This is a genomic window from Kribbella sp. CA-293567, assembly GCF_027627575.1.
Classification (GTDB): domain Bacteria; phylum Actinomycetota; class Actinomycetes; order Propionibacteriales; family Kribbellaceae; genus Kribbella.
Window position 1 is genome coordinate 2,056,657 of sequence record NZ_CP114065.1, and the last position, 22,297, is coordinate 2,078,953.

General features: G+C 67.0%; 24 protein-coding genes. 12 read left to right on the forward strand and 12 right to left on the reverse strand.

The features are described 5' to 3' along the window. Positions 1 to 97: 97 nt before the first annotated feature. Positions 98 to 271 carry a hypothetical protein gene (locus OX958_RS09980; protein ID WP_270136971.1) on the forward strand — a complete coding sequence of 58 codons (174 nt, stop codon included), beginning with the start codon at positions 98 to 100 and terminating at the stop codon, positions 269 to 271. Positions 272 to 362: 91 nt separating this feature from the next. On the opposite strand, the gene OX958_RS09985 is transcribed toward OX958_RS09980, so the two are convergent. After that, entirely contained in the window at positions 363 to 2,597 is a 2,235-nt protein-coding gene (locus OX958_RS09985; protein WP_270136972.1) for an FUSC family protein, read from the reverse strand. Between the two features lie 299 nt (positions 2,598 to 2,896). Here OX958_RS09985 and OX958_RS09990 point away from each other — a divergent pair, with 299 nt between their 5' ends. From OX958_RS09990 to OX958_RS10000, 3 genes are all read left to right on the forward strand, one after another. Then, positions 2,897 to 3,028, forward strand: a complete 132-nt coding sequence (locus OX958_RS09990; RefSeq protein WP_270136973.1) for a hypothetical protein — start codon at positions 2,897 to 2,899, stop codon at positions 3,026 to 3,028. Positions 3,029 to 3,046: 18 nt separating this feature from the next. Further along, the gene (locus OX958_RS09995; protein WP_270136974.1) at positions 3,047 to 3,472 is read left to right on the forward strand and encodes an SgcJ/EcaC family oxidoreductase; all 426 of its coding nucleotides are present in this window, start codon (positions 3,047 to 3,049) and stop codon (positions 3,470 to 3,472) included. Between the two features lie 160 nt (positions 3,473 to 3,632). Beyond that, positions 3,633 to 4,130 (forward strand): excalibur calcium-binding domain-containing protein, encoded by a 498-nt coding sequence (locus OX958_RS10000; protein ID WP_270136975.1) that lies wholly within the window; start codon positions 3,633 to 3,635, stop codon positions 4,128 to 4,130. A gap of 114 nt (positions 4,131 to 4,244) precedes the next feature. Here OX958_RS10000 and OX958_RS10005 read toward each other — a convergent pair whose 3' ends face one another. From OX958_RS10005 to OX958_RS10025, 5 genes are all read right to left on the reverse strand, one after another. Continuing rightward, positions 4,245 to 4,571 (reverse strand): putative quinol monooxygenase, encoded by a 327-nt coding sequence (locus OX958_RS10005; protein ID WP_270136976.1) that lies wholly within the window; start codon positions 4,569 to 4,571, stop codon positions 4,245 to 4,247. 181 nt (positions 4,572 to 4,752) lie between these two features. Beyond that, positions 4,753 to 5,640 carry a MurR/RpiR family transcriptional regulator gene (locus OX958_RS10010; protein WP_270136977.1) on the reverse strand — a complete coding sequence of 296 codons (888 nt, stop codon included), beginning with the start codon at positions 5,638 to 5,640 and terminating at the stop codon, positions 4,753 to 4,755. 85 nt (positions 5,641 to 5,725) lie between these two features. Beyond that, positions 5,726 to 5,920: a hypothetical protein gene (locus OX958_RS10015; protein ID WP_270136978.1), complete on the reverse strand. Its 195-nt coding sequence runs from the start codon at positions 5,918 to 5,920 to the stop codon at positions 5,726 to 5,728. Between the two features lie 322 nt (positions 5,921 to 6,242). Then, complete coding sequence (locus OX958_RS10020) at positions 6,243 to 7,019, reverse strand: ABC transporter permease (RefSeq protein ID WP_270136979.1); 777 nt, start codon at positions 7,017 to 7,019, stop codon at positions 6,243 to 6,245. Positions 7,020 to 7,030: 11 nt separating this feature from the next. Further along, the gene (locus tag OX958_RS10025; protein ID WP_270136980.1) at positions 7,031 to 7,948 is read right to left on the reverse strand and encodes an ATP-binding cassette domain-containing protein; all 918 of its coding nucleotides are present in this window, start codon (positions 7,946 to 7,948) and stop codon (positions 7,031 to 7,033) included. A gap of 82 nt (positions 7,949 to 8,030) precedes the next feature. Between OX958_RS10025 and OX958_RS10030 the strand changes: the two genes are divergently transcribed. Then, on the forward strand, positions 8,031 to 8,783 hold the full coding sequence (locus OX958_RS10030) for a TetR/AcrR family transcriptional regulator (RefSeq protein WP_270136981.1): 753 nt from the start codon (positions 8,031 to 8,033) through the stop codon (positions 8,781 to 8,783). 72 nt (positions 8,784 to 8,855) lie between these two features. Here the strand turns inward: OX958_RS10030 and OX958_RS10035 are convergent, their stop codons facing one another. Further along, complete coding sequence (locus OX958_RS10035) at positions 8,856 to 9,485, reverse strand: nucleoside/nucleotide kinase family protein (RefSeq protein WP_270136982.1); 630 nt, start codon at positions 9,483 to 9,485, stop codon at positions 8,856 to 8,858. Positions 9,486 to 9,660: 175 nt separating this feature from the next. Here OX958_RS10035 and OX958_RS10040 point away from each other — a divergent pair, with 175 nt between their 5' ends. Continuing rightward, positions 9,661 to 10,035, forward strand: a complete 375-nt coding sequence (locus tag OX958_RS10040) for a hypothetical protein (protein WP_270136983.1) — start codon at positions 9,661 to 9,663, stop codon at positions 10,033 to 10,035. A gap of 16 nt (positions 10,036 to 10,051) precedes the next feature. On the opposite strand, the gene OX958_RS10045 is transcribed toward OX958_RS10040, so the two are convergent. Then, positions 10,052 to 11,437 carry an FAD-dependent monooxygenase gene (locus OX958_RS10045; protein WP_270136984.1) on the reverse strand — a complete coding sequence of 462 codons (1,386 nt, stop codon included), beginning with the start codon at positions 11,435 to 11,437 and terminating at the stop codon, positions 10,052 to 10,054. Between the two features lie 78 nt (positions 11,438 to 11,515). Here OX958_RS10045 and OX958_RS10050 point away from each other — a divergent pair, with 78 nt between their 5' ends. Beyond that, entirely contained in the window at positions 11,516 to 12,118 is a 603-nt protein-coding gene (locus OX958_RS10050; RefSeq protein ID WP_270136985.1) for a TetR/AcrR family transcriptional regulator, read from the forward strand. Positions 12,119 to 12,142: 24 nt separating this feature from the next. Here the strand turns inward: OX958_RS10050 and ligD are convergent, their stop codons facing one another. Further along, positions 12,143 to 13,123: a non-homologous end-joining DNA ligase gene (gene ligD / locus OX958_RS10055; RefSeq protein WP_270136986.1), complete on the reverse strand. Its 981-nt coding sequence runs from the start codon at positions 13,121 to 13,123 to the stop codon at positions 12,143 to 12,145. A gap of 242 nt (positions 13,124 to 13,365) precedes the next feature. On the opposite strand from ligD, the gene OX958_RS10060 reads away from it, so the two are divergent. Then, positions 13,366 to 13,695 (forward strand): hypothetical protein, encoded by a 330-nt coding sequence (locus OX958_RS10060; RefSeq protein WP_270136987.1) that lies wholly within the window; start codon positions 13,366 to 13,368, stop codon positions 13,693 to 13,695. A gap of 49 nt (positions 13,696 to 13,744) precedes the next feature. On the opposite strand, the gene OX958_RS10065 is transcribed toward OX958_RS10060, so the two are convergent. Next, positions 13,745 to 14,854 carry a branched-chain amino acid aminotransferase gene (locus OX958_RS10065; RefSeq protein ID WP_270136988.1) on the reverse strand — a complete coding sequence of 370 codons (1,110 nt, stop codon included), beginning with the start codon at positions 14,852 to 14,854 and terminating at the stop codon, positions 13,745 to 13,747. Positions 14,855 to 14,891: 37 nt separating this feature from the next. Then, positions 14,892 to 16,187 (reverse strand): helix-turn-helix domain-containing protein, encoded by a 1,296-nt coding sequence (locus OX958_RS10070; RefSeq protein ID WP_270136989.1) that lies wholly within the window; start codon positions 16,185 to 16,187, stop codon positions 14,892 to 14,894. Positions 16,188 to 16,420: 233 nt separating this feature from the next. On the opposite strand from OX958_RS10070, the gene OX958_RS10075 reads away from it, so the two are divergent. The 4 genes from OX958_RS10075 (at position 16,421) to OX958_RS10090 (ending at position 21,956) form a co-directional block, all read left to right on the forward strand. Further along, a complete protein-coding gene (locus tag OX958_RS10075) occupies positions 16,421 to 16,798 on the forward strand; it encodes a hypothetical protein (RefSeq protein ID WP_270136990.1) in 378 nt (125 codons plus the stop codon). 159 nt (positions 16,799 to 16,957) lie between these two features. Further along, positions 16,958 to 18,739 carry a chitinase gene (locus tag OX958_RS10080; protein WP_270136991.1) on the forward strand — a complete coding sequence of 594 codons (1,782 nt, stop codon included), beginning with the start codon at positions 16,958 to 16,960 and terminating at the stop codon, positions 18,737 to 18,739. A gap of 89 nt (positions 18,740 to 18,828) precedes the next feature. Beyond that, positions 18,829 to 20,490 (forward strand): FAD-dependent oxidoreductase, encoded by a 1,662-nt coding sequence (locus OX958_RS10085; RefSeq protein ID WP_270136992.1) that lies wholly within the window; start codon positions 18,829 to 18,831, stop codon positions 20,488 to 20,490. After that, a complete protein-coding gene (locus OX958_RS10090) occupies positions 20,490 to 21,956 on the forward strand; it encodes an ATP-binding protein (protein WP_270136993.1) in 1,467 nt (488 codons plus the stop codon). Before OX958_RS10085 ends, OX958_RS10090 begins: the two co-directional genes overlap by 1 nt. A gap of 26 nt (positions 21,957 to 21,982) precedes the next feature. On the opposite strand, the gene OX958_RS10095 is transcribed toward OX958_RS10090, so the two are convergent. Next, positions 21,983 to 22,294 (reverse strand): hypothetical protein, encoded by a 312-nt coding sequence (locus OX958_RS10095; protein ID WP_270136994.1) that lies wholly within the window; start codon positions 22,292 to 22,294, stop codon positions 21,983 to 21,985. Between the last annotated feature and the right edge of the window lie 3 nt (positions 22,295 to 22,297).

Consider the following 22,297-nt stretch of genomic DNA (forward strand, 5'->3'; position numbering starts at 1 on the left):
TCCTATTCGTCATGATCGCGACCCCTTGTGCGCATCACCGGCAGGCAGTTAGATGAGCGCCACTTTCCCGCCCGTCATACAGCCAGGAGAACCACACATGTTCGCCATCATCGCCGCAGTCATCTTCGGGCTCGCGCTCATCCTCGACTGGGCCAACGCCACGGTCAGCGACGCGTTCACCCCGCAGACCCTTCTGATGGCCGGCCTGCTCTGCATCGCTCTCCACCTCGCCGGTATCGGTGCCTCCAGCAAGTTCGGTCGCCGCCGCTGACAGCAGTTCCGAAGCGCGCAGAGTTCGCCGCGGCGGCGCCGACCAACAGTGGTCGACGGCGCCGCGGCGCTTGTCTGCAGGCCGGTTGCTGTCAGCTCTGCGCGGGACGGATCGCCACAGTTGGCTGCAACCGTCGCAGGCCGTCGAGGTGGTCTGCTGTCCACAACATTCGTACTGCGGTCGCGCTCCATCGGCCGTCGTCACCGATCAAGTCCCGCCGTACTGCGCTGACCAACCGCTCGCCGGCGTCATGATCCCGGTCGATCGGTGGTGGCAGCGCGGTGCTCCCGGCCAACGCCTCGGCCGCGCGCTGGTACCACTCAACGATCACCGCAGCCTCGTCCACAAGCTCTGCACGAGCCGCTGCCCGATCACCGGTCGCCGGCTCATCACCACGACTCCACAGCTCGAGGATGGCATCCGCGGTGACCCGCAGTACGGCGACGCCGGTCACCAGGGTCGCCACGTCGGCCAATGGAAGTTTCTTGCCGCCGCGCTCGGCCAGAAAGGTCCTGAACGCATCATCGAGCCGACGTGCGGCCGCGGCAGCCCGCTGACTGTCTTCCATCGGTACTGCGACCGCGGTCGCCTGGCCATCGCACTTGCTGATCGCATAGCCGACCGCCTGGCTCAGATAGCGGGCTCCGGCTGAGTACGAGTCGGCAAGTGCCTGCTGGAGTGCAGCGCTCGCCCCGCGCGGCCAAAGTAGCAGCCCGACCAACAAGCTCACCCCCGATCCGATGGCGACGTCTTCGATGCGGATGAGCCCGATCTTCCAGCCTGCAGGGGAGATGATGTCGAACAGGATCAACAGCACGCCGGTGAAGGCGGCCTGGCCAGCAGCGAACGAGAACGCCGCTGGCGCCAACCCGGCCAGAACTATGGCTATCGGCAACAGCAACCAGGCGACGGTGGTGTTGGGACCGATAGCCAGTACTACGGCGCCGCCGATGATGATGCCGGCCACTGTCCCGGCGAGGCCGCGCAGAGCGCTCTGACCTGTGCTGAGCGCGTTGGAGCGCAGTACGGCGAGTGTGCCGAACACGACCCAGAAGGAGTGCTGCACACCGGTCAGGTCTGCCACTAGGACCGCCAAGGCAAGACCCATGGCGCCCCGCACGCTGTTGTGCAGCCAGACGGAGTGCCGCTCCAGATGAGCGCCCGCTCGGTCCCGTGCAGACGCCAACGGCGAGGCGACGCCCATGGGTTCGTGTCCGAGCAGGTGATCCCACCAGCTACGACCGCGGGCTGCTACTGCCAACTGGATGTTCTCCGCGATTGCTGTGACCGCGAAGCTCATCTCTTGTGCTCTGAAGGTTGGTTCAAGGGAGCTGATAAAAGCCTTGAATTTGCTGCCGTCAGGAGAAGGGGGTAGCGAGGTCACCACTTCCTCCAGGGCCAACCGTGCTCGCCGAAGGCGTTCGACCTCGTCGTCGAATCCCGCGAGCCGGATCTCGTCGTTGTCCAGCAGATCGGCGGCTCGCTCCAGCAGGGCCGCTGCTGCGGAGTAGACGGCGATGAGCTGAGGCGCGGCCGGACCGGGATGCGGCATCCGCGGGTGCGGTTCCAGGACTGCGTTGAGCCAGATCACTTCGTCTACGACTCGAACCAAGGTCCGTGCCGAAGTCGTCAGCCCGGTCGGCCGATACGGCGTACCGAAGAAGGTGTCGCGAAGATCAGCCACGGCGGCCGATGCCTCGCCGGCTTCGTAGATCAGCCGCGCGGTCAGTTCGGTATCAGGCCCTTCGCGAAGGATCTCCAACCCGGCGCGGAGCCGCCTGGCGAGCAGCGTGCAGGCGTGGGCGGTGGGTCCGCGCAACGGTTCACGGTTCGGAGCAGGCCAGAGGAACGTAATTGCGACCAAGGACGCGGCGCCGGCGAGCAACCAGCCGAGAAGCCGATCCGGCAGCGTCGCCAGTCCGCCGGGCAGGCTGACCGGAAGGATGAAGCTCGCGAGCAGCGCGGTCGTGGCGCTCGCCAGTACCGAGCTGATGACCCCGGCAAACAAGATGACAAAGGCAACGATCAGGGTGGCCGCCGCGGCCGTCCAGCGCGAGCCGGAGGCCGCCGTACCGACCGGGATCAGCACCAGACCGGCCACGATCAGACTCAGCTGAGCTTGCAGACGCTCGATCCTGGTACCGCTGAAGTCGACAAAGAGAACGGTCGACATCGACCCGAACGAGGCGAACGTCGCGATCACCGGGTCGTCGAGCACCAGGAAGGCGAACGCGAACGTCAGCGGCATCACCACCGCGGCCCGCCCCGCCCGCCGAGTCGCGGACAACCCCGCGTCCTTGGCGCGCAGCCACTGCAGCACTCTCACCGAGATCCCCCAGCAGCCGGCACCCTCCGAGCGTACGCCGCCGCACCGGCAACACCTGCCGTCGCGCACGCAGTACACGAGGATTCCGACCGCTACCGCCTACCACGCCTTCCGCCCTACTACTGCGTACCGCGTTTACCGCCCCGCCTACTGCCTACCGCGCTCACCGCCTACCTCGGGCTGCAGACGAAGACCTCGATCGATCACCAAGCGATTCAAGAAGCGCGGCGAACTGGTGTCATCGACGACCACCGAGATGCCGCGGCAAGGAATTCGCGTGCCTCGGCCGAGGCGATTTCATGAGTTCGGGCCCACTGCTCGACGGGGATGCCGTCGCCACCCCACGAACCCGCCGTACGCCTGACCATCGCTTATCCGCCGACCAGGCGACGCCGTACCGGGATGAACTGCTTGACCTCAAGTCGGGTTGAGCTCGCAGACTGAGCGGCATGGACATCACCGGTCGGATTCCCAGCACAGCTGACGTCGACGCGATCCTCGCCTTGGTGGCGACGGTGGAGAAGGCGCAAAGCAGTGAGGATGCCGAGGCGTTTCTCGCGCTGTTCCGCGACGATGCGGTCTGGGTGACGGGACATGGCAAACGGCTTTACGGACGCGACACCATCGCCGATTTCACCCGGCGGGTGCTGCCCGGCGCCACCACGGATTCCTTCGCGACCTACACCCCCGACCACCTGCTCTTCGTACGCCCGGACATCGCGGTCGTCAACGTGAACCAGAAGTACGCCCTGCGCCCTGGCTCCACCGCCGAGCTCCCAGTGGAGACCGGTAGTCCCGTCTACTTTCTCGCCAAGGACGCCGGCGAATGGCGGATCGCCGCAGCGCAGAACACAGTCGTAGTACCGGAGAGCTGAGTCGCGCTAGGTAACGAAACAGGGACGACTGGCCAGTAAATCCACGCTACCCATCGCGGAGAGTGATGAACGACTGGTAGGCATGGTGCCGTTCGGACCATGGGGGCCCGAACGACAACGATCTCGTCCCGGGGGGAACCGAGGACGGGTTGGGGGAACAGTGAACAGAAATCGTGCTGCCCTGGAAGCCTGCGTACTGCTCGTAGCAACAGGCTTCCTGGCAACTAGCTGCGGCGCCACCACCGACTCCGGTACTGCGGCGTCTCAGACCACCGTCACGACCACGGTGACCACCGAGCCGACCGAGACACCAACCGCCACACCTTCTGCGACACCCGCTCTGCCGGTACCGCTGGCATCGATCCCACCCAAGAAGCCGGCCGTCAAGCCGGTCCCGAAGAAGCCGGCAACCAAGCCGTCCGCACGAGTCACGCTGAAGCCCAAGGTGACGATCAAGCCAAAGGTCAAGCCGAAGCCGAAGATCACCAAGTCCACGCCCAAGCCGACCTCCAGACCCACCACGGAGCCCAAGCCCGACACGTACTACGCGAACTGTTCCGAGGTCAGAGCGGCCGGCGCCGCCCCGATCCGCCGCGGTCAGCCCGGCTACTCCTCGAAACTCGACCGTGACGGCGACGGCGTCGCCTGCGAGAACTGATGGCTGGGGGACTGCCGCACCCCGGGAGGTTCATGGCAGCGCGCCTCGCCCCGCGGAAATGTCATTACGGCTGAGAGAACTCGACCCACGGAAACGTCAGTACCGCTGAGAAACTCAGGGCTTGACGGCGAGTTCGCCGAGTTCGGACCACTCGGACTGGTCGAGTTCGAAGTTGACGATTCGCGGGGTCTCGACCAGGTGCGGAGGGAGCTGGGACTGGGCTGCCTTGAAGTGGTCGGAGTTGACGTGGGCGCCGGCCGCGTCGTCGTCGGCGAAGGCCTCGACCAGGACGTAGTTCGTCGGGTCGTCGACGCTGCGGGACCAGTCGAACCAGAGGCAGCCGGGCTCGGCGCGGGTGGCGGCGGTGAAGTCGGCCGTGATGGCCGGCCAGTTGTCGGCGTCTTCCGCACGGACCTTGAACTTAGCGGTGATGAAGATCATCGGAGTGCTCCCTGCAGCCGAGGACGAGTCAGGTCGATGCTAACGGCGGCGTCCTCGCCGGTCGTGCCAGGTCAGGTCCTGGCATCGCGGTCCTGGGACGGCGATGGTCGGCCTGGGACGGTAGTGCCGGCCACGGGCGGCCCGGCGTCGGCAGCAAGGAGACAGGCAGTCCGGGCGGTCGTCAGAAGCCGAGTTGCTGACGCAAGGTCTCCAGCGTGTGAGCGGACTCCAGCGTGTACGCCGTGTCGGCGGCTGCGACCGCCTGCGCGAGGGCGTCGGTGGTGACGATGATGGTGAGCACCTCGGCGGTGATGCCGGTGACCGTGTTCGGCACGTGGATGGCGACGGTGACGTCGTCGGCCAGCCGCTCGGCGACGTGCTGCTCACTCAGCAGAATGATTCCGGCGCCCACCGCGCGAGCGCGATCGATCACCACCTCGGCGTCGGTGACCAGCCGCCCGGGGGCGACCACGATCACGACGTCGTCGCGCTCGATCGCGAGCAGGTCGTCGGCCAGCCGGAAGCCGGCCGTCTGGATGCACCGGCTGCGCCGGCCCAGCCGCCGCAGTTTGAGCGTCAGGTGTTCGGCCGCGACATAGTTCGCACCAAAGCCGTAAGTCGTGATCTCCCGTGCGTCGAGCATCAACCGGACGGCCTCCTGGAAGGAGTCCATCGACAGGTGCGCGTTGAGGAACTCGATCCGCTCGATCGCCTCGGTGACCACTCGGTCCCAGACGTGCTTGGGGTCGCCGCCGGTCGACTCGATCCGGCTGCGGAGTCGTTCCTCCCGCTGGCCCGTCATGAACGGGGTGGCGACCAGATCCTTCAGCTCGGCGAGTCCGGCGTACCCGAGGGCTTGCAGGGTCCGGATGACGGTCGCGTTGCTGGTCTTGCTGGCGACGCCGAGCTCCTGCGCCGAAAGGTAGAGAAGTCGCTCGGGCGTGCTCTCGGACAGGGATCGGCAAACCGATCGAGCGGCGGGCGTGAACTCGTCCCAGTGATCGCGAATCCGGGCGCGCAGTTCGACGATGGCCGGATTCCTCGGAACTCCGGCTGCACCATCGGTCATCTGTGGATCACCCGATCACTTGGTCGACGATTGGCAGTCTTTCTAACACAACCGCCGAAGAACTCCGAGGCCCGCGGCCGAGAGGTCAAGCGGCGAGACGCCGGCCTTGTCCGCGGGCCAGCACCGCGCGGCGCAGTTTGGTCCTGTCGGGATAGCCGGCGGCTTTGCCGACCAGGTAGACGTCATGGCTGCGGCGGTTGACCATGGCGGCGACGTACCAGACCGGGTTTCCCTCGGCCAGCAACGTGACGATCATCTGCTCTGTGCTGTTCCCGGACATCCTGACTCTCTCCTCGATCCGTGGTTCTGCTCTTACCGGTACGTCGGATCAGAGGTCGCGAGACAGACATCCGAGGGAGAAGTTTTTCTGTCACCGTAGAGCCTGGGGTAAACGAATGCCCCGGTCGATGACCAGGGCATTCGCCCGTGCGGGTCCCGGGGGGAGTGGGACCTCCACACGTTGGGGGGATCTCGAATTTATCCCTCAACGGGGGTCAGGGTCGCAGCATTGCGGCGATTCTCCAGGGGCTGTCCGCTGAGCGGTTCGAACCCTGCGCCCAACGGTCGGCCCGAAGTGCTCGAACGACCGATTCATTGAGGTCTCATCGACTTGTCCGGCGGCGATAGAGCACCGACGCGAGGGTGCTGGAAAGGACGAGCAGGCCGCTGCACCAGGCCAGTGCGAGCCAGCCGTTCGAGCCGAGCGGCGTACCGGTCAGGAAGCTGCGGACGGCCTCGATCACCGGGGTGATCGGCTGGTGCCTGCTGATCGGCTGCAGGAAACCGGGCATCGTTTCGGTTCGGACGAAAGCGCTGCTGAGGTAGGGCAGGAACAACATGAAGAAACTCAGCGCACTCGCCGATTCGACCGACTTCGCGATCACGCCGAGCGCCGCCGCGAGCCAGGAAAGCGCGATCACGTAGAGCAGCAGCAGGCCGATCGCGGCGAGCCAGTCGGTGAGATCGGCGTTCGGCCGGAAACCCATTGCGAGCGAGGCGAGTACGACGATCGCGGTCGAGGCGGCATTGCGCGCGACGCTCGCCGCGACATGGCCGGCGACGACCGCGAAACTCCGGATCGGAAGGGACCGCAAGCGGTCGATCATCCCGGTCGTCATGTCGTCCGCCACGGCCATCGCCGTATTGGCGGCGCCGTAGCCGGTGGTCAGGAGCAGAATCCCCGGCACGACATAGTTGATGTACTCCGTACCGGTGTCGATCGCGCCGCCGAAAACGAAGACGAACAGCGTCATCATCAACAGTGGCAGCACGATCGACACGATCAGCGTGTCGGCGTTGCGACGGCTCAACCGGACGCTGCGCCCGACCATCGTCGCGACATCACTGGTGGCGGCAGCGAATCCCTGGTGGGTGGTCATCTGAACAACTCCTAGGCGGTCAGGGTGAGGAAGACGTCGTCGAGAGTCGGGCGGTGGGAGGACACCCGCGCCGGGGACAGATCGTGATCGCGTAACGCGTCGAGCACTTGATGCAGGTGCCCGGCACTTCCGTCCGAAGGCAGGTTGAGCAGTGCGGCGTCGACCAGTCCGCCGTTCTCCCCGTCGGCGTCGAACAGGGCGGCGGCCTTACGCGCGGTGGCTTCGTCGGCGAAGTACAGTTCGATGCGTTCGCCGCCGACCTGGGTCTTGAGGCTGTCGGCAGTGCCCGACGCGGCGATGTGCCCGTCGTTGAGCAGCACGATCCGATCGGCGAGCCGGTCGGCTTCCTCGAGGTACTGCGTGGTGAGCAGGATCGTCGTACCGTCGCGGACGAGTTCACCGATCGCGTCCCACATCGTCAACCGGCTGGCCGGATCCAGCCCGGTGGTCGGCTCGTCGAGAAAGATCACCCTCGGCCGGGCGATCAGGCTCATGGCGAGATCCAGCCGGCGCATCATGCCGCCCGAGTAGGTTTTCGCCCGCCGGTCCATCGCCGCGGTCAGCTCGAACCGTTCGAGCAACTCGTCCGCACGCCGCGCGGCCGCGGTCCGGCCGAGATGCATCAGCCGGCCGACCATGGCGAGGTTCTCCCGCCCGGTCTGGTTGGCGTCGACCGCGGCGTACTGCCCGGTCAGGCTGATCACGCCACGAACCATCGTGGCTTCGCGCACCACGTCGTACCCGGCGATGGTCGCCGACCCGGCATCCGGCCGGGTCAGTGTCGTCAGGATCCGCACGATCGTGGTCTTGCCGGCGCCGTTCGGCCCGAGCAGCGCGAGGACCGACCCTTCTTTCACTTCGAGATCTATGCCTTTGAGTACTTCGACGGACCCGTACGACTTTCGCAGGCCGGTGGCTTGGATGATCATCCCTCTCCCTCTTATTGCGTATGAGCTACGCTAATTAGCGTAGCAGGTACGCAGTTTGGGTTTCTAGACTGAGGTGGTGGAGATGAGTGAGCAGCCCGAACTGCCGGCCGACGTCGCGCTGATGTGGGGGTTGCGAGACACCACGAAACGCGGACCGAAGCCGTCGCTGACGATCGGCGACATCACTCAGGCCGCGATCGAGCTCGCCGACGCTGAAGGGCTCGCGGCGGTGTCGATGGCCCGGGTGGCCGAGCGGCTGGGCAACTCGACGATGGCGCTCTACCGGCATGTGAAGAGCAAGGACGACCTGTTCGTCCTGATGTCGGACGCCGCACTCGAGCGGCCCACCCCACTGCCGGCCGACCTCGACTGGCGGGCGGGATTGACGTTCTGGGCGAACGGCGTACTGACGGCCGTGCGCCGGCATCGCTGGTTCGCCCAACTTCCGATCTCGGGCCCGCCCGCGGGTCCGAACAACCTCGCCTGGTTCGACTCAGCCCTCCGGGCAATGAAGGACACCAGCCTCAGCGAGGAGGTGAAGGTGGGCGTCGTGATGGGACTGATGACGTACGTGCACGGCCAGATCCGTCTGAGTCTGGATCTCGCGAGCGGGTTCGCGGACAACCCGGACGCCTTCACCCGGTACGGCGCGACGCTGGCTCGCGTGGTCGATCCGCGTCAGCTTCCCGCCCTGGCTCAGGTGCTGGCCGCGGGGGTCTTCGACGACGTGATGAGTTTCGACGAAGGAGACGCGGCCGACTTCGACTTCGGCCTGCAGCTCTACCTGGACGGCGTGGCCGGGTTCATCGAGCGGACCAGCTCACCGCAAGCCTGATCACCACCAGAGGTGTCGCGATGCACCTCCGGCGGGAGATCGCCGCGATAGTGACCGGGAGCGCCGGCCGGCTCAGGAGAGAGTGACGATCGCGTCGGCAGCGGGTTTCGTGGCGGCGATCAAGAGCGCGTTGTCTTCGTCGGAGCCGAAGGCGCGTTCATGTGCTTGCTCGGGGGAGCGGCCGAACAGCTGGTGGCGGGCGACGAGTCGTTCATGCCTTAGTTCATCGTCGAGCTCGATGTACCAGCACTCGTCCAGTAGCGCCCGGCCGGTGCTCCAGGGCGGTCCGTCGAACAGCAGATAGTTCCCCTCGGTCACCACTAGCGTGGTTTCCGGCGGTACCGGAATGCTGGCCGCGATCGAGTCCTCGAGTGACCGGTCGAACCGTGGCGCCCAGATCGTCTCGTCCGCCGACTCCGTCAACCGCTCGAGCAGCGCGACGAACCCGTAGCCGTCGAACGTCTGCGGCGCGCCCTTCACCGCGGCGAGTCCCAGCTCGTCGAGCGCCGCCTGCGCCAGGTGGTACCCATCCATCGGGACCAGCGCCACTTGGTGGCCTTGGGCAACAAGCTCCGCCACCAGCTGTTCGGCGTACGTCGACTTGCCGGCCGCCGGCGGTCCGGTGATCCCGAGGATCGCCCGACGTCCCCGGCTCGCGAGCGCCACGGCCCGCTCCAACGCGCTCTCCCGATTCAGCTCCACCCGGAAATCTTGTCAGCCCTGCCCGCCGTTGCCCAGTTTTGCGCACAAAGGATCACCTGCCGATCTGCTGGCCAGCAAGGGATCGACTGCTGCGAACGGACAGCTCGCGCAGAGTCGCCGATGATGCACGCTGAGCCATCCACACCGGCGCGGATCTCGGCTACTGTCGATCGACATGTTGCAAGCACTCGCCAACTTGCTCCTCCCCGCGCCCGAGTTCTCGATCCGCCCGGACGGGCGGCACGGAGACGAGATCATCCTGCACGGCCAGCCCTTCACCGAGGACGACGGTGAGTGGCTCGACCGCAGCGTCGTCGAAGGTCTGTTGCGCGATCCCACGGTCCAGCCGGTCCTGATCGGCCGGTTCGAGGACCGTGGGGTCGGCGCTCATCGGTTCGACGGCCGGAGCCGGGTGTGGCGCACGTTCGTGCTGGCCAACTACATCGGGGACGACGGGTACCCGCCGACCGGTTCCGACACCTGCCTGGTCGCCTACCGCTGGACCTCACCGACGGGCAAAGCCCTGCTGGTCTTCGAGCTCGACTGCTGATTCGGGCGGTCGCGGCTCAGCCGAGATAGCCGTCGGGACGGATCAGGATCTCGTCGCCGTCGGCTGCGTGGTAGTAGGAGAAGGCTTCGGGCGAGGTGTAGCTGCCGGGCAACGTCTCGCGGGTGATCGCGACGGCGTACGGGTGGTCGGTCGGTGTGCTGGGAGCGAAGCGGAGCAGGGTTTCGTGCGGGCCGCGGTACAGGTCGAAGAGACGCAAGTTGTTGCCATTGGCATCAATCAGCGGCGAGTCGGGGGCGCGGTCACCGCTGGTCAACGGGCCGGTGGCGTCGGGGGAGCGGTAGCTGATGTCGAGCTGCCGCACGTCCTCGCCGCGATCGAGGGCGGTTTCGTCGCCGTCGAGGTGCTTCTGCAGCAGCCCTTCACTCAGTCCGAGCACCCGGGCGGCATTGGTACGCCGTTCCGGCTCGTACGTCGCCAGGACCTCCTCCCGCCCATCGGCGAGTTTCCAGCCGAGGTTGTAGGCATCCTGTACGCCGGTGTTGAGTCCTTGCCCGCCGGTTGGCGGGTGCACGTGAGCCGCATCGCCCGCGATGAAGACGCGGCCGGCCCGGAAGTGCTTCGCGAGACGGATGTTCGGTCGCCAGACGGTGGACCAGGTCAGGTCCCGGAGCTTGGCGACGCCCTCGCCGGCGTATCTGTCGACCAGCCCCTGCAGGGTTTCCAGGGTCGGCTCGAGCCCGAGGTCGCCGAGTGGCGCACCGAACTGGAACTGGTCGCCGCCCGACAGCGGCGTCATCACGATGCCGTCCATCGGGTTGTCCGCGGCCGCGAACCAGTACCCGTAGTCGTGGTCCAGACCGTCGGCCGAGACGTCACCCAGCAGCATCCGGAACGAATCGTCCGTAGTGCCCTCGAACGCGATCCCGAGCTGCTTGCGAACAACGCTCTTGCCGCCGTCCGCTCCGACGAGAAAGTCCGCCTCGACCCTCTCGCCGGTGGACAGCTGGGCGACGACACGATCGTCTTCCTGATGGAAGCTGACCAGCGCGGTGCTTAGTTCGACGCTTGTACCAAGAGCAGCGAGCCGATCGCGCAGGATCGCCTCGGTCCGCGACTGCCCGAGCAGGTAGCCGTTCGGGTAGGGCCGGTCGGGAGTCGGCTCGACCAGCTCACCCATCCGGCGCTCGCCGGCCGGCTTGCCGCCGAGCGAGACCTTCAGCAGTGGCACCGGAATGCCTTGCGCCAGCACCTGGTCGAGGATGCCGAGATCCTCGAAGACCTCCAGCGTGCGGGGTTGCAGGCCGTCGCCACGCGAGCCCTGGAAGTACTCGTCGGCTTGGTCGATCACCCGGACCGCGATGTCGCGTCGGGCCAGTTCGATGGCAAGGGTGAGTCCGGTCGGTCCGCCGCCGGCGATCAGCACGTTCATCAGTGATCTCATTTCGATGAATTATTATTCAGTGAATTTAGATTCACTATGATCTTGACTAGGGTCGGTTGTCAAGAAGGAGGTGTTCGGGTGACGACGACACGCAAGGAACAGGCGGCCGGAACCGAGGCGGCGCTGAAGCAGGCGGCGCGTGAGGTGTTCGCCGAGCGCGGCTACCTGAACACCAAGATCACCGACATCACGGTCGCGGCCGGCCGGGCGACAGGGTCGTTCTACAACCACTTCACGGGCAAGGAAGAGCTGCTCGAAGCGCTGCTCGTCGACATGCTGGCCACGGCCGACGACCAGGTAATGACCGATCTGACCCACGAGGCGGACTTCAGCCGGATCGAGTCGGTGCGCTGGCACGTCACCGCGTTCTGGCGCTTCTACCGGGCGCACCTACCGGAGATGATCGCCATCAAGCAGGCCGCGATGGCCGACCCGGAACTGGGCCAACGGCTGCAGCGAATCATGGCGGCCGACGATGCCCACCTGATCGGCCACCTGTCGGAGCTGCCGCAGCCACAACCCGATCCGATGCTGCAACTCTCCGCGATGAACGCCCTGCTGGAAGGGTTCGCCTACACCTGGCTGGTCGTCAATCCGCCCACCGGCCGCACGATCACCGACGACGTGGCGATCGACCTCCTCACCAACCTCCTCCACCACGGCCTCGCCGGCGGTCGGTGAGGTGGTGGTGATCCGCTGCCGCTTCTACTCCTCCGGCGGTGGTGGCTCCTCCGCGCCTTCGGCTTCGTCGCGGGCGGCCCACTCGAGCAGGGTGTCGAGGGAGTAGGGGGAGTCGTCGATGGTGGCGTGCAGGTCGCCCAGTTCGGCGAAGCGGTCCGGGACCGTCTCGATGGTGAAGGCCTTCGGGTCGACGGTGTCGATCTCGTCCCAGTGGATCGGGGTGGAGACGGTGGCTTCGGGGTTGCCGCGCACGGAGTACGCGCTGGCGATCGTGTGGTCGCGGGCGTTCTGGTTGTAGTCGACGAAGAGCTTCTTCGGGTCGCGATCCTTGCGCCACCAGGTGGTGGTCACGTCGTCGGGGGCGCGCCGCTCGACCTCACGAGCGAACGCGAGCGCGGCCCGGCGTACGTCGGAGAAGCCGTGCTCGGGCTTGATCCGGACGTAGATGTGGATGCCGGAGCCGCCCGAGGTCTTCGGGTAGCCGGTCGCGCCGAGGTCGTCCAGTACTGCATGCGCCACGTGCGCCACCTGGCGAACCCGGTCGAACGGGCAGTCCGGCATCGGGTCGAGGTCGATCCGCCACTCGTCGGGCTTCTCGGTGTCGGCGCGGCGGGAGTTCCACGGATGGAACTCGACCGTCGACATCTGCACCGCCCAGGCGACGTGCGCGAGCTCGGTGACACAGAGCTCGTCGGCGGTCCGGTTGTACCGCGGGAACTTGACCCGCACGGTCTCCATCCAGTCCGGCGCTCCGTTCGGCAGGCGCTTCTGGTGCACCTTGTCGCCGGCCACCCCGGACGGGAACCGGTGCATCATGCACGGCCGCTCGCGGAGCGCCCGCACGATGCCGTCGCCGACGGCCAGGTAGTACTTCACCAGGTCGAGCTTGGTCTCGCCGCGCGCGGGGAAGTAGACCCGGTCCGGGTTCGAGATCCGCACCGTCCGGTCGCCGACCTCCAGCTCCACCGCGGGTGTCTTGCTCTTCGCCGCCTTGGACTCCGCCATACAGTCAACCTAACCGCCGGGGCCGGCAACGGGCAGCATCATCGGCGCCGAAATCCGATCTGATCCCGCCGGGGATCGACCGCCGTGGCCCCGCTCATCGTCGCGATCCGTAGAGATGGACAGCAGGGAACGCGAGCCGTTGCCGCAAGAGTGAGAGACCGTCTGGTACACCGGTCGAGCCGGGCATCGCGCATGATCAGCGGTGAGAACATTCGATCCTGACCCTCCTAGAGAGATTCCACATGGCGCAGCTCATCGTCGAGATCCACGTTCCGCTGGTCGACACCGGCGTGCGATCCGCCGACAACCCGGAGTTCGCCTACGGCTGGATCTTCGAGGTCGAGGAGTACCTCGCGGCCCATGAGGACGACGGCGGGTTCGAGGTTTACGACGACGGTGAGGAGCTCGACAACGCCTACCTGTTCTTCCTGACCGGCGCGGACGAGCGGACGCTGTTGTCCGTCGCGAGAGACGTGGCCAGGCGTCCGGGCATGCCGAAGGGCGCCTACGCGATCGTCACCGACGACGAAGCCGGGGAGCTGGGTGTCGGCCAGCGCGCACCGCTGTCGTAAGTACTGAGAGCCGCACCCGCCGGTAGCGGGTGCGGCGTCAGACAGCCGGTCAGGCGAGGCGAGTCAGCCAGTTGTGCGGGTCGGGAGAGCGGCCGTGTTGCAGGTCCAGCAGGGACTTGCGGAGCGTCGCGGTGACCGGGCCAACCCCGTGGTCAGTGCTGTGGTCGCCGATGGTGACCTCACCTCCATCCCAGGCCAGGCGGCCGATCGGGGTGATGACAGCGGCGGTGCCGGAGGCGAAGACCTCAGTGATCTCGCCGCTGCGCACACCGTCGCGCCAGTCGTCGGCGGAAATACGTCGCTCCTCGACCGAGTGGCCCAGGTCGGCGGCCAGCTGCAGCACCGAGGCGCGGGTGACTCCCTCCAGGATCGAGCCGGACAGCTCGGGAGTGGCGATGCGGCCGTCGGCGTACACGAAGAAGAGGTTCATGCTGCCGCTCTCCTCGATCCAGCGGCGCTCCACTGCGTCCAGGTAGGCCACCTGGTCGCAGCCGTTGGCTACTGCTTCCGCGAGAGCCGCGAGGCTGGCCGCGTAGTTGCCGCCGCACTTGGCGGCGCCCGTGCCACCAGGAGTCGCGCGGATCGACGTGCTGGAGAGCCAGATGGAGACCGGGTTGGGGCCGGTGTCGAAGTACGCGCCGGCTGGTGAAGCGATGACACCGAACAGCACCTCGTGCGCTGGGCGCACACTCAGCGCTGCCTCAGTGGCAATCATGTACGGCCGGAGGTAGAGGCTCGTCTCGCCACTGCCCGCAGGCGGCACCCACACCTCGTCCACAGTCACCAGTGCGCGCAGCGCCGAGACGAACGCTTCCTCCGGCACCTCTGGCAACGCAAGCCGCTGGGCGCTGCGCCTGAACCGAGCCGCGTTGACCTCCGGCCGGAACGCCCACACCGACCCGTCCTCATGCCGGTACGCCTTCAGCCCCTCGAAGATCTCTTGCGCGTAGTGCAGCACAGCGGCCGCCGGACTCACCTTGAGCGGCGCGAACGCAGTGACCTTCGAGTCATGCCAGCCACGCTCGAGTGTCCACGAGGCGAGCACCATGTGGTCGGTGAAGGACTGCCCGAACCCGGGCTTCGCCAGCACCGCAGTACGAGCCTCTGCTGTCGCCGGGACGGCGCTGAGCTCGACCGGGAAGTCCCATGCGTCTGTCAATGTCGCTGCCTGATTGTCACCTGTCACTCGCCGCACGCTACCCCTGCTGCCGGGTGGAGCTCGACTGGCTGCCCACAGTGCGGTTGTCGAAGGGCCGGCGCCTCAGCAACGCCTGGTAGTCCCAGAGGCCGGCGCGGCCGGCTTCATCACCTCGTACTGCGGCGAGCACGTGGCCGGCCGCGTCGTACAGGTGATGGGTGTGCCACTGGTCAGGCAGCTCCACCAGTACCCGCATGGCTACTGCGAGTCCAGCGGCGACGTCGCCGTCCATCACCAGGCAGCATGCGACCACCAGCTCCAGCTCGGCCCGAGCTGTCATCTCGAGAGACCACAGTCCTAGCGCCTGGTCGAGAGCCACATAGGCGCCGAGGGTGTCACCTAGAGCCGCGCACACGCGCCCTTCGACGGCGGGCGTTTCGACGCCGGCCCACTCGAAAGGGGAATCGCTCACTGCCGAGCGGCCGGGCAGGTCGATCGTCACTGTCCGAAGATCCTGCACGGCCTGCTGAGCCTGCGCTGCCTCGCCCTGTGCAGCCAGCACCCGGGCGCGCGCGGCCAGAGCGCGTGCGACGTCGGCTGGTCGATCAGCCAGCAGCAACGCATCGTCAGCGAGCTCGAGCAGGCCTTCCAGCGGGCGGTGCTCGGCCAAGCCGCTGGTTGCCTCGCAACTGCGTGCCAAGCTGGCGATCCGGCGCTCGGCCGAGCTGTCGGCGGTCGCGCGAGCGGTCCGCCACCAGCGCTCGGCCGCGCGAAGCCTGCCGAGCTCGGCGAGGGTCAAAGCGATCATGACGGCCAGCTCGGCAGACGGAACAGCCAGCGCGGCTGAACCGGCCGCGGCACCGGCCCGCAACAGCTGCAGGTCAGCGGTGAGCTCTGGCAGCCGCTCGGCCGGTGGGGTCGTGGCGAAGTCGTGGGCATGACCGGTTGCCACCGCTCGCCACTCCGCCACCTCGCGGCCGGGACCGAAAGAACCGGCCAGCTGATGCCGGACCGTCTCCAGTAGCTCCACCCCGGCGGGCAACCTGCTGCTTGCCGGCATCGTCTCGGACAGCAGCGTCCCGCCGTCCGGCAGTTCGGCGCCCGAGCCGGGGTCGTCGGTGACTTCGGGCGGTGCTGGTGGGTGGGTCTGCTCATAGGCGGTCGACAACGCCGGGCTGGTGCCCAGCTCGCGGTCGCACAGCCTGGCGAGGTGGGCTGAGCCCGGACGTCTGCCGCGCTCGATCTGGGACAGGTAGCTGTGGTCGTAGCCCACTCGGGTGGCAAGCTGCCGCAAGCTCAGGGCGGCTGCTTGCCGGGACTGCCTCAACTGCACGCCGAACGCTGCCTCAGTCACAGGATCCTCCCCTGCTCGAGCTGCCGGTCTGGCCGGCCCACTGGTCACGCCTGGTGGTTGCGGTGCGTAGCGAGAACCTACAAGGCCCTACCGACAGAACCCGTCGCGGCGCCGCCCGAAGCTCAACGCTGCAAGGGCTGTGCTGCCTTGAGTGCTGCGGGGACTGTGGGCTGTTCGGGCAGCCCACAGCTCACACCTGGTGACCACACCCCCTCACCGGCCAGCCTTGGACCATGAACACCCCGCAGCCAGAGCCAAGGCTCTTCCACCTGGTTCGGCCCTCCTGCGCAGCTCCGGTCGCCGAGGGCGTCGAGTGGTCCGACCGCACGGTGACGCTGCGCTGGTGGGGTCAGTGGCCGGCGACATCGGTCTGGGAGGGCGGTGTCGCCGCGGTGCTGGCTGTGCACGGCCGGAATGGTGCCACCGAGCTCCGTTGGCTGCCCGCGACTCCGTCCCTGTCCGGTACGGCGAACGAGCGCGAGCGGGCTCAGTCGGCCACCGGTACTGCGGATCGGCAGGTGCCTGTTGGCCTGCGGCTGGCCGCGCCGGGAGTGGACGGGCGGTGTGTCAGCTGTGGGCTCGTCTGGCCTTGCTTGAGTTGCGGGCCGTGAGGCAACGCTGTCGACAGGCCGGGACGGCTCGGGCAGGTGCAGCGGCGCAGGTCGAGGCGGCGGGTTTCCCACAGCGGCGGAGATCCGACACCGTGATGCCTTGACGGTGAGTTTTGCAACCTCTCTACTTAATCCACTCTCACCGCTGGAGGTCCGCCCATGCGTTCACGGTGTTCTGCCGCGCTACTCGGTTTTCTGCTCGTCGTCGCTGGTCTGGTCGGGGTCACCCAGACCGCCCAGGCGGCCAATCTGCTGACCAACCCCGGGTTCGAGGCGGGTTCGCTGAGTGGCTGGAGCTGCTCCGGGGGATCGGTGGTCACCAGCCCGACGCGCTCGGGCGGTTTCGCGCTGAACGGAGCAGTGTCCGGCTCCGACTTCGCGCAGTGCAGCCAGACCGTGGCGGTGCAGCCCAGCACGGCGTACACGTTGTCGGCCTGGGTGCGCGGCTCGTACGTGTACCTGGGGGTTACTGGCGGCGCCTCCACCTGGACGCCTTCGGCCAGTGGCTACACGCAGCTGACGGTCGCGTTCACGAGTGGTGCCAGCCAGACGTCGGCGCAGATCTACCTGCACGGCTGGTACGGGCAACCGGCGTACCAGGCGGATGACGTCAACCTGGACGGGCCTGGCGGCAACCCGCCGACCGGCGGCGCTCCCGGCGTACCGGGGAGTCCTGCAGTGTCCGGTACTACGAACAGCGCCATCTCCCTGAATTGGCCGGCTTCCACCGGCACAGTCACGGGCTACCGCGTGTACGAAGGCTCCACTGTCGTCAAGACGGTCACCGGGACCTCCACCACCATCGACGGGCTGGGTGCGTGCACCAGTCACAGCTACACGGTGGCGGCGTACAACAGCAATGGTGAGTCGGCGAAGAGTGCGGCAACGTCCGGTACTACGACAGGCTGCACCAACACCGGTCTCCCGAAGCACGCCCTGATCGGCTACAACCACGCGAGCTTCGCCAACGGCTCCGGGTACGTCCGGATGGCCGACATCCCGGCAGCCTGGAACATCATCAACCTGGCCTTCGGCGAGCCGACCTCGGTCACCTCCGGCGACATCCGCTTCAACCGGTGCCCGGTCGCCGAGTGCCCGAACGTCGAGAGCGACGCCGAGTTCCTGGCCGCGATCAAGGCCAAGCAGGCCCAGGGCAAGAAGGTGCTGATCTCGATCGGTGGCCAGAACGGCCAGGTCCAGCTGAACAGTACGGCGGCCCGCGACGCGTTCGTCAGCTCGATCAGCGCGATCATCGACCGCTGGGGTCTGGACGGGCTCGACATCGACTTCGAAGGCCACTCGCTCTACCTGAACGCCGGCGACACCGACTTCCGCAACCCGACCACCCCGGTGATCGTGAACCTGATCAGCGCGGTGAAGACGCTGAAGGCGAAGTACGGGGCGAAGTTCGTGCTGACGATGGCGCCGGAGACCTTCTTCGTCCAGATCGGCTACCAGTTCTACGGTCCGGGCACCAACGGTGGCGACAACCGGCGCGGTTCGTACCTGCCGGTGATCCACGCGCTGCGCGACTCGCTGACCGTGCTGCACGTCCAGGACTACAACTCCGGTCCCGTGATGGGGCTCGACAACCAGTACCACACGATGGGCAACGCCGACTTCCACATCGCGATGACCGACATGATCAAGGCCGGCTTCCCGGTCGGGACCACCGGGCACACCTTCCCCGGGCTCCGTCAGGACCAGATCGCCTTCGGGCTCCCGGCCGCCACCAGCGCAGGCAACGGCTACACCGCCCCGGCAGCCGTGCACCAAGCGCTGGACTGTCTGGTGAAGGGCCAGAACTGCGGCGGCTACACGCTGCGCGGCGGTGCCTCCCCGGCGTTCCGCGGCCTGATGACCTGGTCGATCAACTGGGACAAGTACTACAACTGGGAGTTCCAGAACAGCCACGCGCCGTACCTGGCGAACCTGCCCTAGCGCTTCGCGCTTACCTGTGGATGAACAGCGCCCAACGGTATTTGATCGTTCGCTCCGCGAAAGTCGCTGGGCGCTGGTATTACTGAGTCATGCCAACGTCAACATCCCGCCCGGTGATCCTGACCGTGGACGACGATCCGGGGGTCTCCCGGTCGATCGCCCGCGACCTGCGCCGCCGGTACGCCGAGGAGCACCGGATCGTCCGGGCCGAGTCTCCGGACCAGGCCCTCGACGCGCTGAAGGAGCTCAAGCTGCGGGGTGAGGCGGTCGCGGTGCTGCTCGCCGACTACCGGATGCCCGGCATGTCCGGGATCGAGTTCCTCGAAGCGGCGATGGACCTCTTCCCACTGGCCCGGCGGGTGCTGCTCACGGCGTACGCGGACACCGACGCGGCGATCCAGGCGATCAACGTGGTCGACCTGGACCACTATCTGCTGAAGCCCTGGAACCCGCCGGAGGAGAAGCTCTACCCGGTGGTCGACTCGATGCTTGAGCTGTGGAAGTCGATTCCGGAGCTGCCGGTCGACGAGACCCGGGTGATCGGGCACCGCTGGTCGGCACCGTCGTTCAGCGCGCGTGACTTCCTGGCCCGCAACGCCGTGCCGTACCGCTGGATGGGCGTCGACGACGAGGAGAGCCAACGGCTGCTCACGGCCGCCGAGATCGACGGTACGACGCTGCCGGTCGTCATCACGCCGGACGGCACGGTCCTCGTCGCGCCGTCGGAGGCCGAGCTGGCCGACAAGGTCGGTTTGTCGACTCATCCGGCCGAGGAGTTCTACGACCTCGTCGTGGTCGGTGGCGGTCCGGCCGGCCTCGGTGCCGCTGTGTACGGCGCCAGCGAGGGGTTGCGAACCGTCCTCGTCGAGCAGGTCGCGACCGGTGGCCAGGCAGGCCAGTCGAGCCGGATCGAGAACTATCTGGGCTTCCCCGACGGGGTTTCCGGCGCGCAGCTGACCGATCGGGCCCGGCGACAGGCGATCCGCTTCGGGGCCGAGCTGCTGACCGCGCGTCAGGTGGTCAAACTGGAGAACGCCGGGTCGGCCCGGCGGCTGCAGTTCGCGGACGGCAGCCAGATCGCTGCCCACTCAGTGATCCTGGCGACGGGCGTCTCGTACCGGACGCTGGATGCGCCGGGCGTGGAGGACCTCTGTGGTCGCGGCATCTTCTACGGCTCGGCGACCACCGAGGGCCCGAGCTGTGCCGGCCAGGAGATCTACATCATCGGCGGGGCGAACTCCGCCGGTCAGGCCGCGGTCTATTTCTCCCGCCATGCCAAACGCGTGCATATGCTGGTCAGAGGTCCCTCGCTCGAGGCGACCATGTCGTCGTACCTGATCGACCAGATCGGTGCCATCGACAACATCGAGGTGCACACCTGTACGCAGGTGGTGTCCTGCAAGGGTTCCGAGCACCTGGAGTGCGTGACGCTGACCAACAGCGCGACCGGGGAGAGCTGGGAGGTGAATACGGAGTGGATGTTCGTGTTCATCGGCGCCGCGCCCCGGACCGACTGGCTGCCGGGTGACCTGATGCGCGACGACCGCGGTTTCGTGCTGACCGGACCCGACCTGCGCGGGCGGCCGCCAGGCTGGGCGCTGGATCGCGATCCGTACCACCTGGAGACCAGCATGCCGGGCGTCTTCGCGGCCGGCGACGTCAGGGCCGAGTCGGTCAAGCGGGTCGCCTCGGCGGTCGGCGACGGCGCGATGGCCGTGACCTTGGTGCACCGATATCTGGAGATGCTCTGATGACTGAGGCCGTGGAAGCGGCGGGCGGACAGCGCGAGATCGGTCGCGACGAACTGCGAACGCTGTTCCTGTTCGAGTCCTTGACCGACGAGCAACTCGACTGGCTGGTCCGCGAGGGCCACACGCTGTCGGTCGGCGAGGGCCGCGTCTTCAAGGAAGGCGACGAGGCGACTTGCTGTTACATGTTGCTGTCCGGCGAGATCCGGCTGTGCAAGCTCCTGCAGGGCGAAGAGGTCGAGACCAACCGCACCTCGCAGCGCGGTGTGTACGCCGGTGCCTTCAACGCCTTCTTCGGCGCCGACGACCGTAAGGGCTACACGGCCTCGATGTACGCGCTGGAGCCGTCGGAGTTCTTCGTGATCGACGCCGCTGCGATGGCGACGATGATGAACACCTGGTTCCCGATGGCGGTGCACCTGATCGAGGGCTTCGTGATGGGCATGCGGCGCAACAACGAGACGATGGGGCAACGGGAGCGATTGCTTGCCCTGGGCTCCTTGTCGGCCGGACTCACCCATGAGCTCAACAACCCTGCCGCGGCGGCGGTTCGGGCCGCTGCGACACTGCGGCAACGGGTCGCCGGGATGCGCTCCAAACTCGCGATGCTTGCCGACGGCACCCTCGACGCGACGAAACTGCACAAGATCGTCGAGATCCAGGAGGACGCGGTCGAGCGGGTCGCCAAGGCGCGTGAGCTGTCGCCGATGGAGTTGTCCGACGCCGAGGACTCGCTGTCGGACTGGCTGGACGACAACAACGTGCGCAACAGCTGGGACGTCGCGCCGGTGCTGGCAGCGGTCGGGCTGGACGTGCCCTGGATGGAAGACGTGCTGACCGCCGTCGGACCGGAGTACCTGGAAGGTGCGGTTCGCTGGCTGATGTACACGATCGACACCGAGTCGCTGATGAACGAGATCGACGACTCGGTGACCCGGATCTCGACCCTGGTCGGGGCGGCCAAGCAGTACTCGCAGATCGACCGGGCGCCGTACCAGATCGTCGACCTGCGCGAACTGCTGAAATCGACGATGGTGATGATGTCGGGCAAGTTCGAGGGCCTGACGGTCGTCAAGGAACTGGACCCGGACCTGCCGGCCATCCCGGCGTACGCGGCCGAACTGAACCAGGTCTGGACCAACGTCATCGACAACGCCGTCTCCGCGATGAACGGCTCCGGCACGCTGACCATCCGCACCAGACGCGACGGCGCCTACGCGGTCGTCGAGATCGGCGACACCGGACCTGGCATCCCGGACGACATCAAGACCCGAATCTTCGAGCCGTTCTTCACCACCAAACCGATCGGCGAAGGCACCGGCCTCGGCCTCGACATCTCCTGGCGAATCGTCGTCAAGAAACACCACGGCGACCTGCGAGTCGAGTCGAAGCCGGGAGAAACCTGGTTCAAGATCGTCCTGCCGATCAACCCGGAGGCGGAGATCCAAGCACAAGCCGAACTGATCTAGAGCCCGCGCAACAGGTGGCGGAGCGCCTACGGCCTGGTCCCCGCCACCGCCGCAAACACATCCGCCGGCGTCAACCCCCGAGAATCGGCCCGCCATTTCGCCAGGGCGTCGGCCCTGCTGTCTTCATCCAGCAGCCCGACACCTGCGGCGATCAACTCCTTCGCCCGCACGATGTCTATTTCCTCGTACTCGAAGTCGAACTCCATGTAGTAGTCGTTGCGCAGAGCATTGTTGTCATGGAAGAAGCCGGTGTTGGCCACATAGCTGTACAGGTGCTCGTGCGCCAACGCAGCAACCCAAACCTCCCGCTCGCCGTCCTTGACCAGCAGCAATCTCATCGT

Bases quoted from the DNA above. Each gene is read 5' to 3' on its own strand.
- OX958_RS10095 (WP_270136994.1), bottom strand. From the start codon at position 22,294: ATGAGATTGCTGCTGGTCAAGGACGGCGAGCGGGAGGTTTGGGTTGCT.
- OX958_RS10020 (WP_270136979.1), bottom strand. From the start codon at position 7,019: ATGACCACCCACCAGGGATTCGCTGCCGCCACCAGTGATGTCGCGACG.
- OX958_RS10005 (WP_270136976.1), bottom strand. From the start codon at position 4,571: ATGATCTTCATCACCGCTAAGTTCAAGGTCCGTGCGGAAGACGCCGAC.
- OX958_RS10040 (WP_270136983.1), top strand. From the start codon at position 9,661: ATGTTGCAAGCACTCGCCAACTTGCTCCTCCCCGCGCCCGAGTTCTCG.
- OX958_RS10060 (WP_270136987.1), top strand. From the start codon at position 13,366: ATGGCGCAGCTCATCGTCGAGATCCACGTTCCGCTGGTCGACACCGGC.
- OX958_RS10025 (WP_270136980.1), bottom strand. From the start codon at position 7,948: ATGATCATCCAAGCCACCGGCCTGCGAAAGTCGTACGGGTCCGTCGAA.
- OX958_RS10090 (WP_270136993.1), top strand. From the start codon at position 20,490: ATGACTGAGGCCGTGGAAGCGGCGGGCGGACAGCGCGAGATCGGTCGC.
- OX958_RS10030 (WP_270136981.1), top strand. From the start codon at position 8,031: ATGAGTGAGCAGCCCGAACTGCCGGCCGACGTCGCGCTGATGTGGGGG.
- OX958_RS10080 (WP_270136991.1), top strand. From the start codon at position 16,958: ATGCGTTCACGGTGTTCTGCCGCGCTACTCGGTTTTCTGCTCGTCGTC.
- OX958_RS10045 (WP_270136984.1), bottom strand. From the start codon at position 11,437: ATGAGATCACTGATGAACGTGCTGATCGCCGGCGGCGGACCGACCGGA.
- OX958_RS09995 (WP_270136974.1), top strand. From the start codon at position 3,047: ATGGACATCACCGGTCGGATTCCCAGCACAGCTGACGTCGACGCGATC.
- OX958_RS09980 (WP_270136971.1), top strand. From the start codon at position 98: ATGTTCGCCATCATCGCCGCAGTCATCTTCGGGCTCGCGCTCATCCTC.
- OX958_RS10085 (WP_270136992.1), top strand. From the start codon at position 18,829: ATGCCAACGTCAACATCCCGCCCGGTGATCCTGACCGTGGACGACGAT.
- ligD (WP_270136986.1), bottom strand. From the start codon at position 13,123: ATGGCGGAGTCCAAGGCGGCGAAGAGCAAGACACCCGCGGTGGAGCTG.
- OX958_RS10015 (WP_270136978.1), bottom strand. From the start codon at position 5,920: ATGTCCGGGAACAGCACAGAGCAGATGATCGTCACGTTGCTGGCCGAG.
- OX958_RS10010 (WP_270136977.1), bottom strand. From the start codon at position 5,640: ATGACCGATGGTGCAGCCGGAGTTCCGAGGAATCCGGCCATCGTCGAA.
- OX958_RS09990 (WP_270136973.1), top strand. From the start codon at position 2,897: ATGAGTTCGGGCCCACTGCTCGACGGGGATGCCGTCGCCACCCCACGA.
- OX958_RS10075 (WP_270136990.1), top strand. From the start codon at position 16,421: ATGAACACCCCGCAGCCAGAGCCAAGGCTCTTCCACCTGGTTCGGCCC.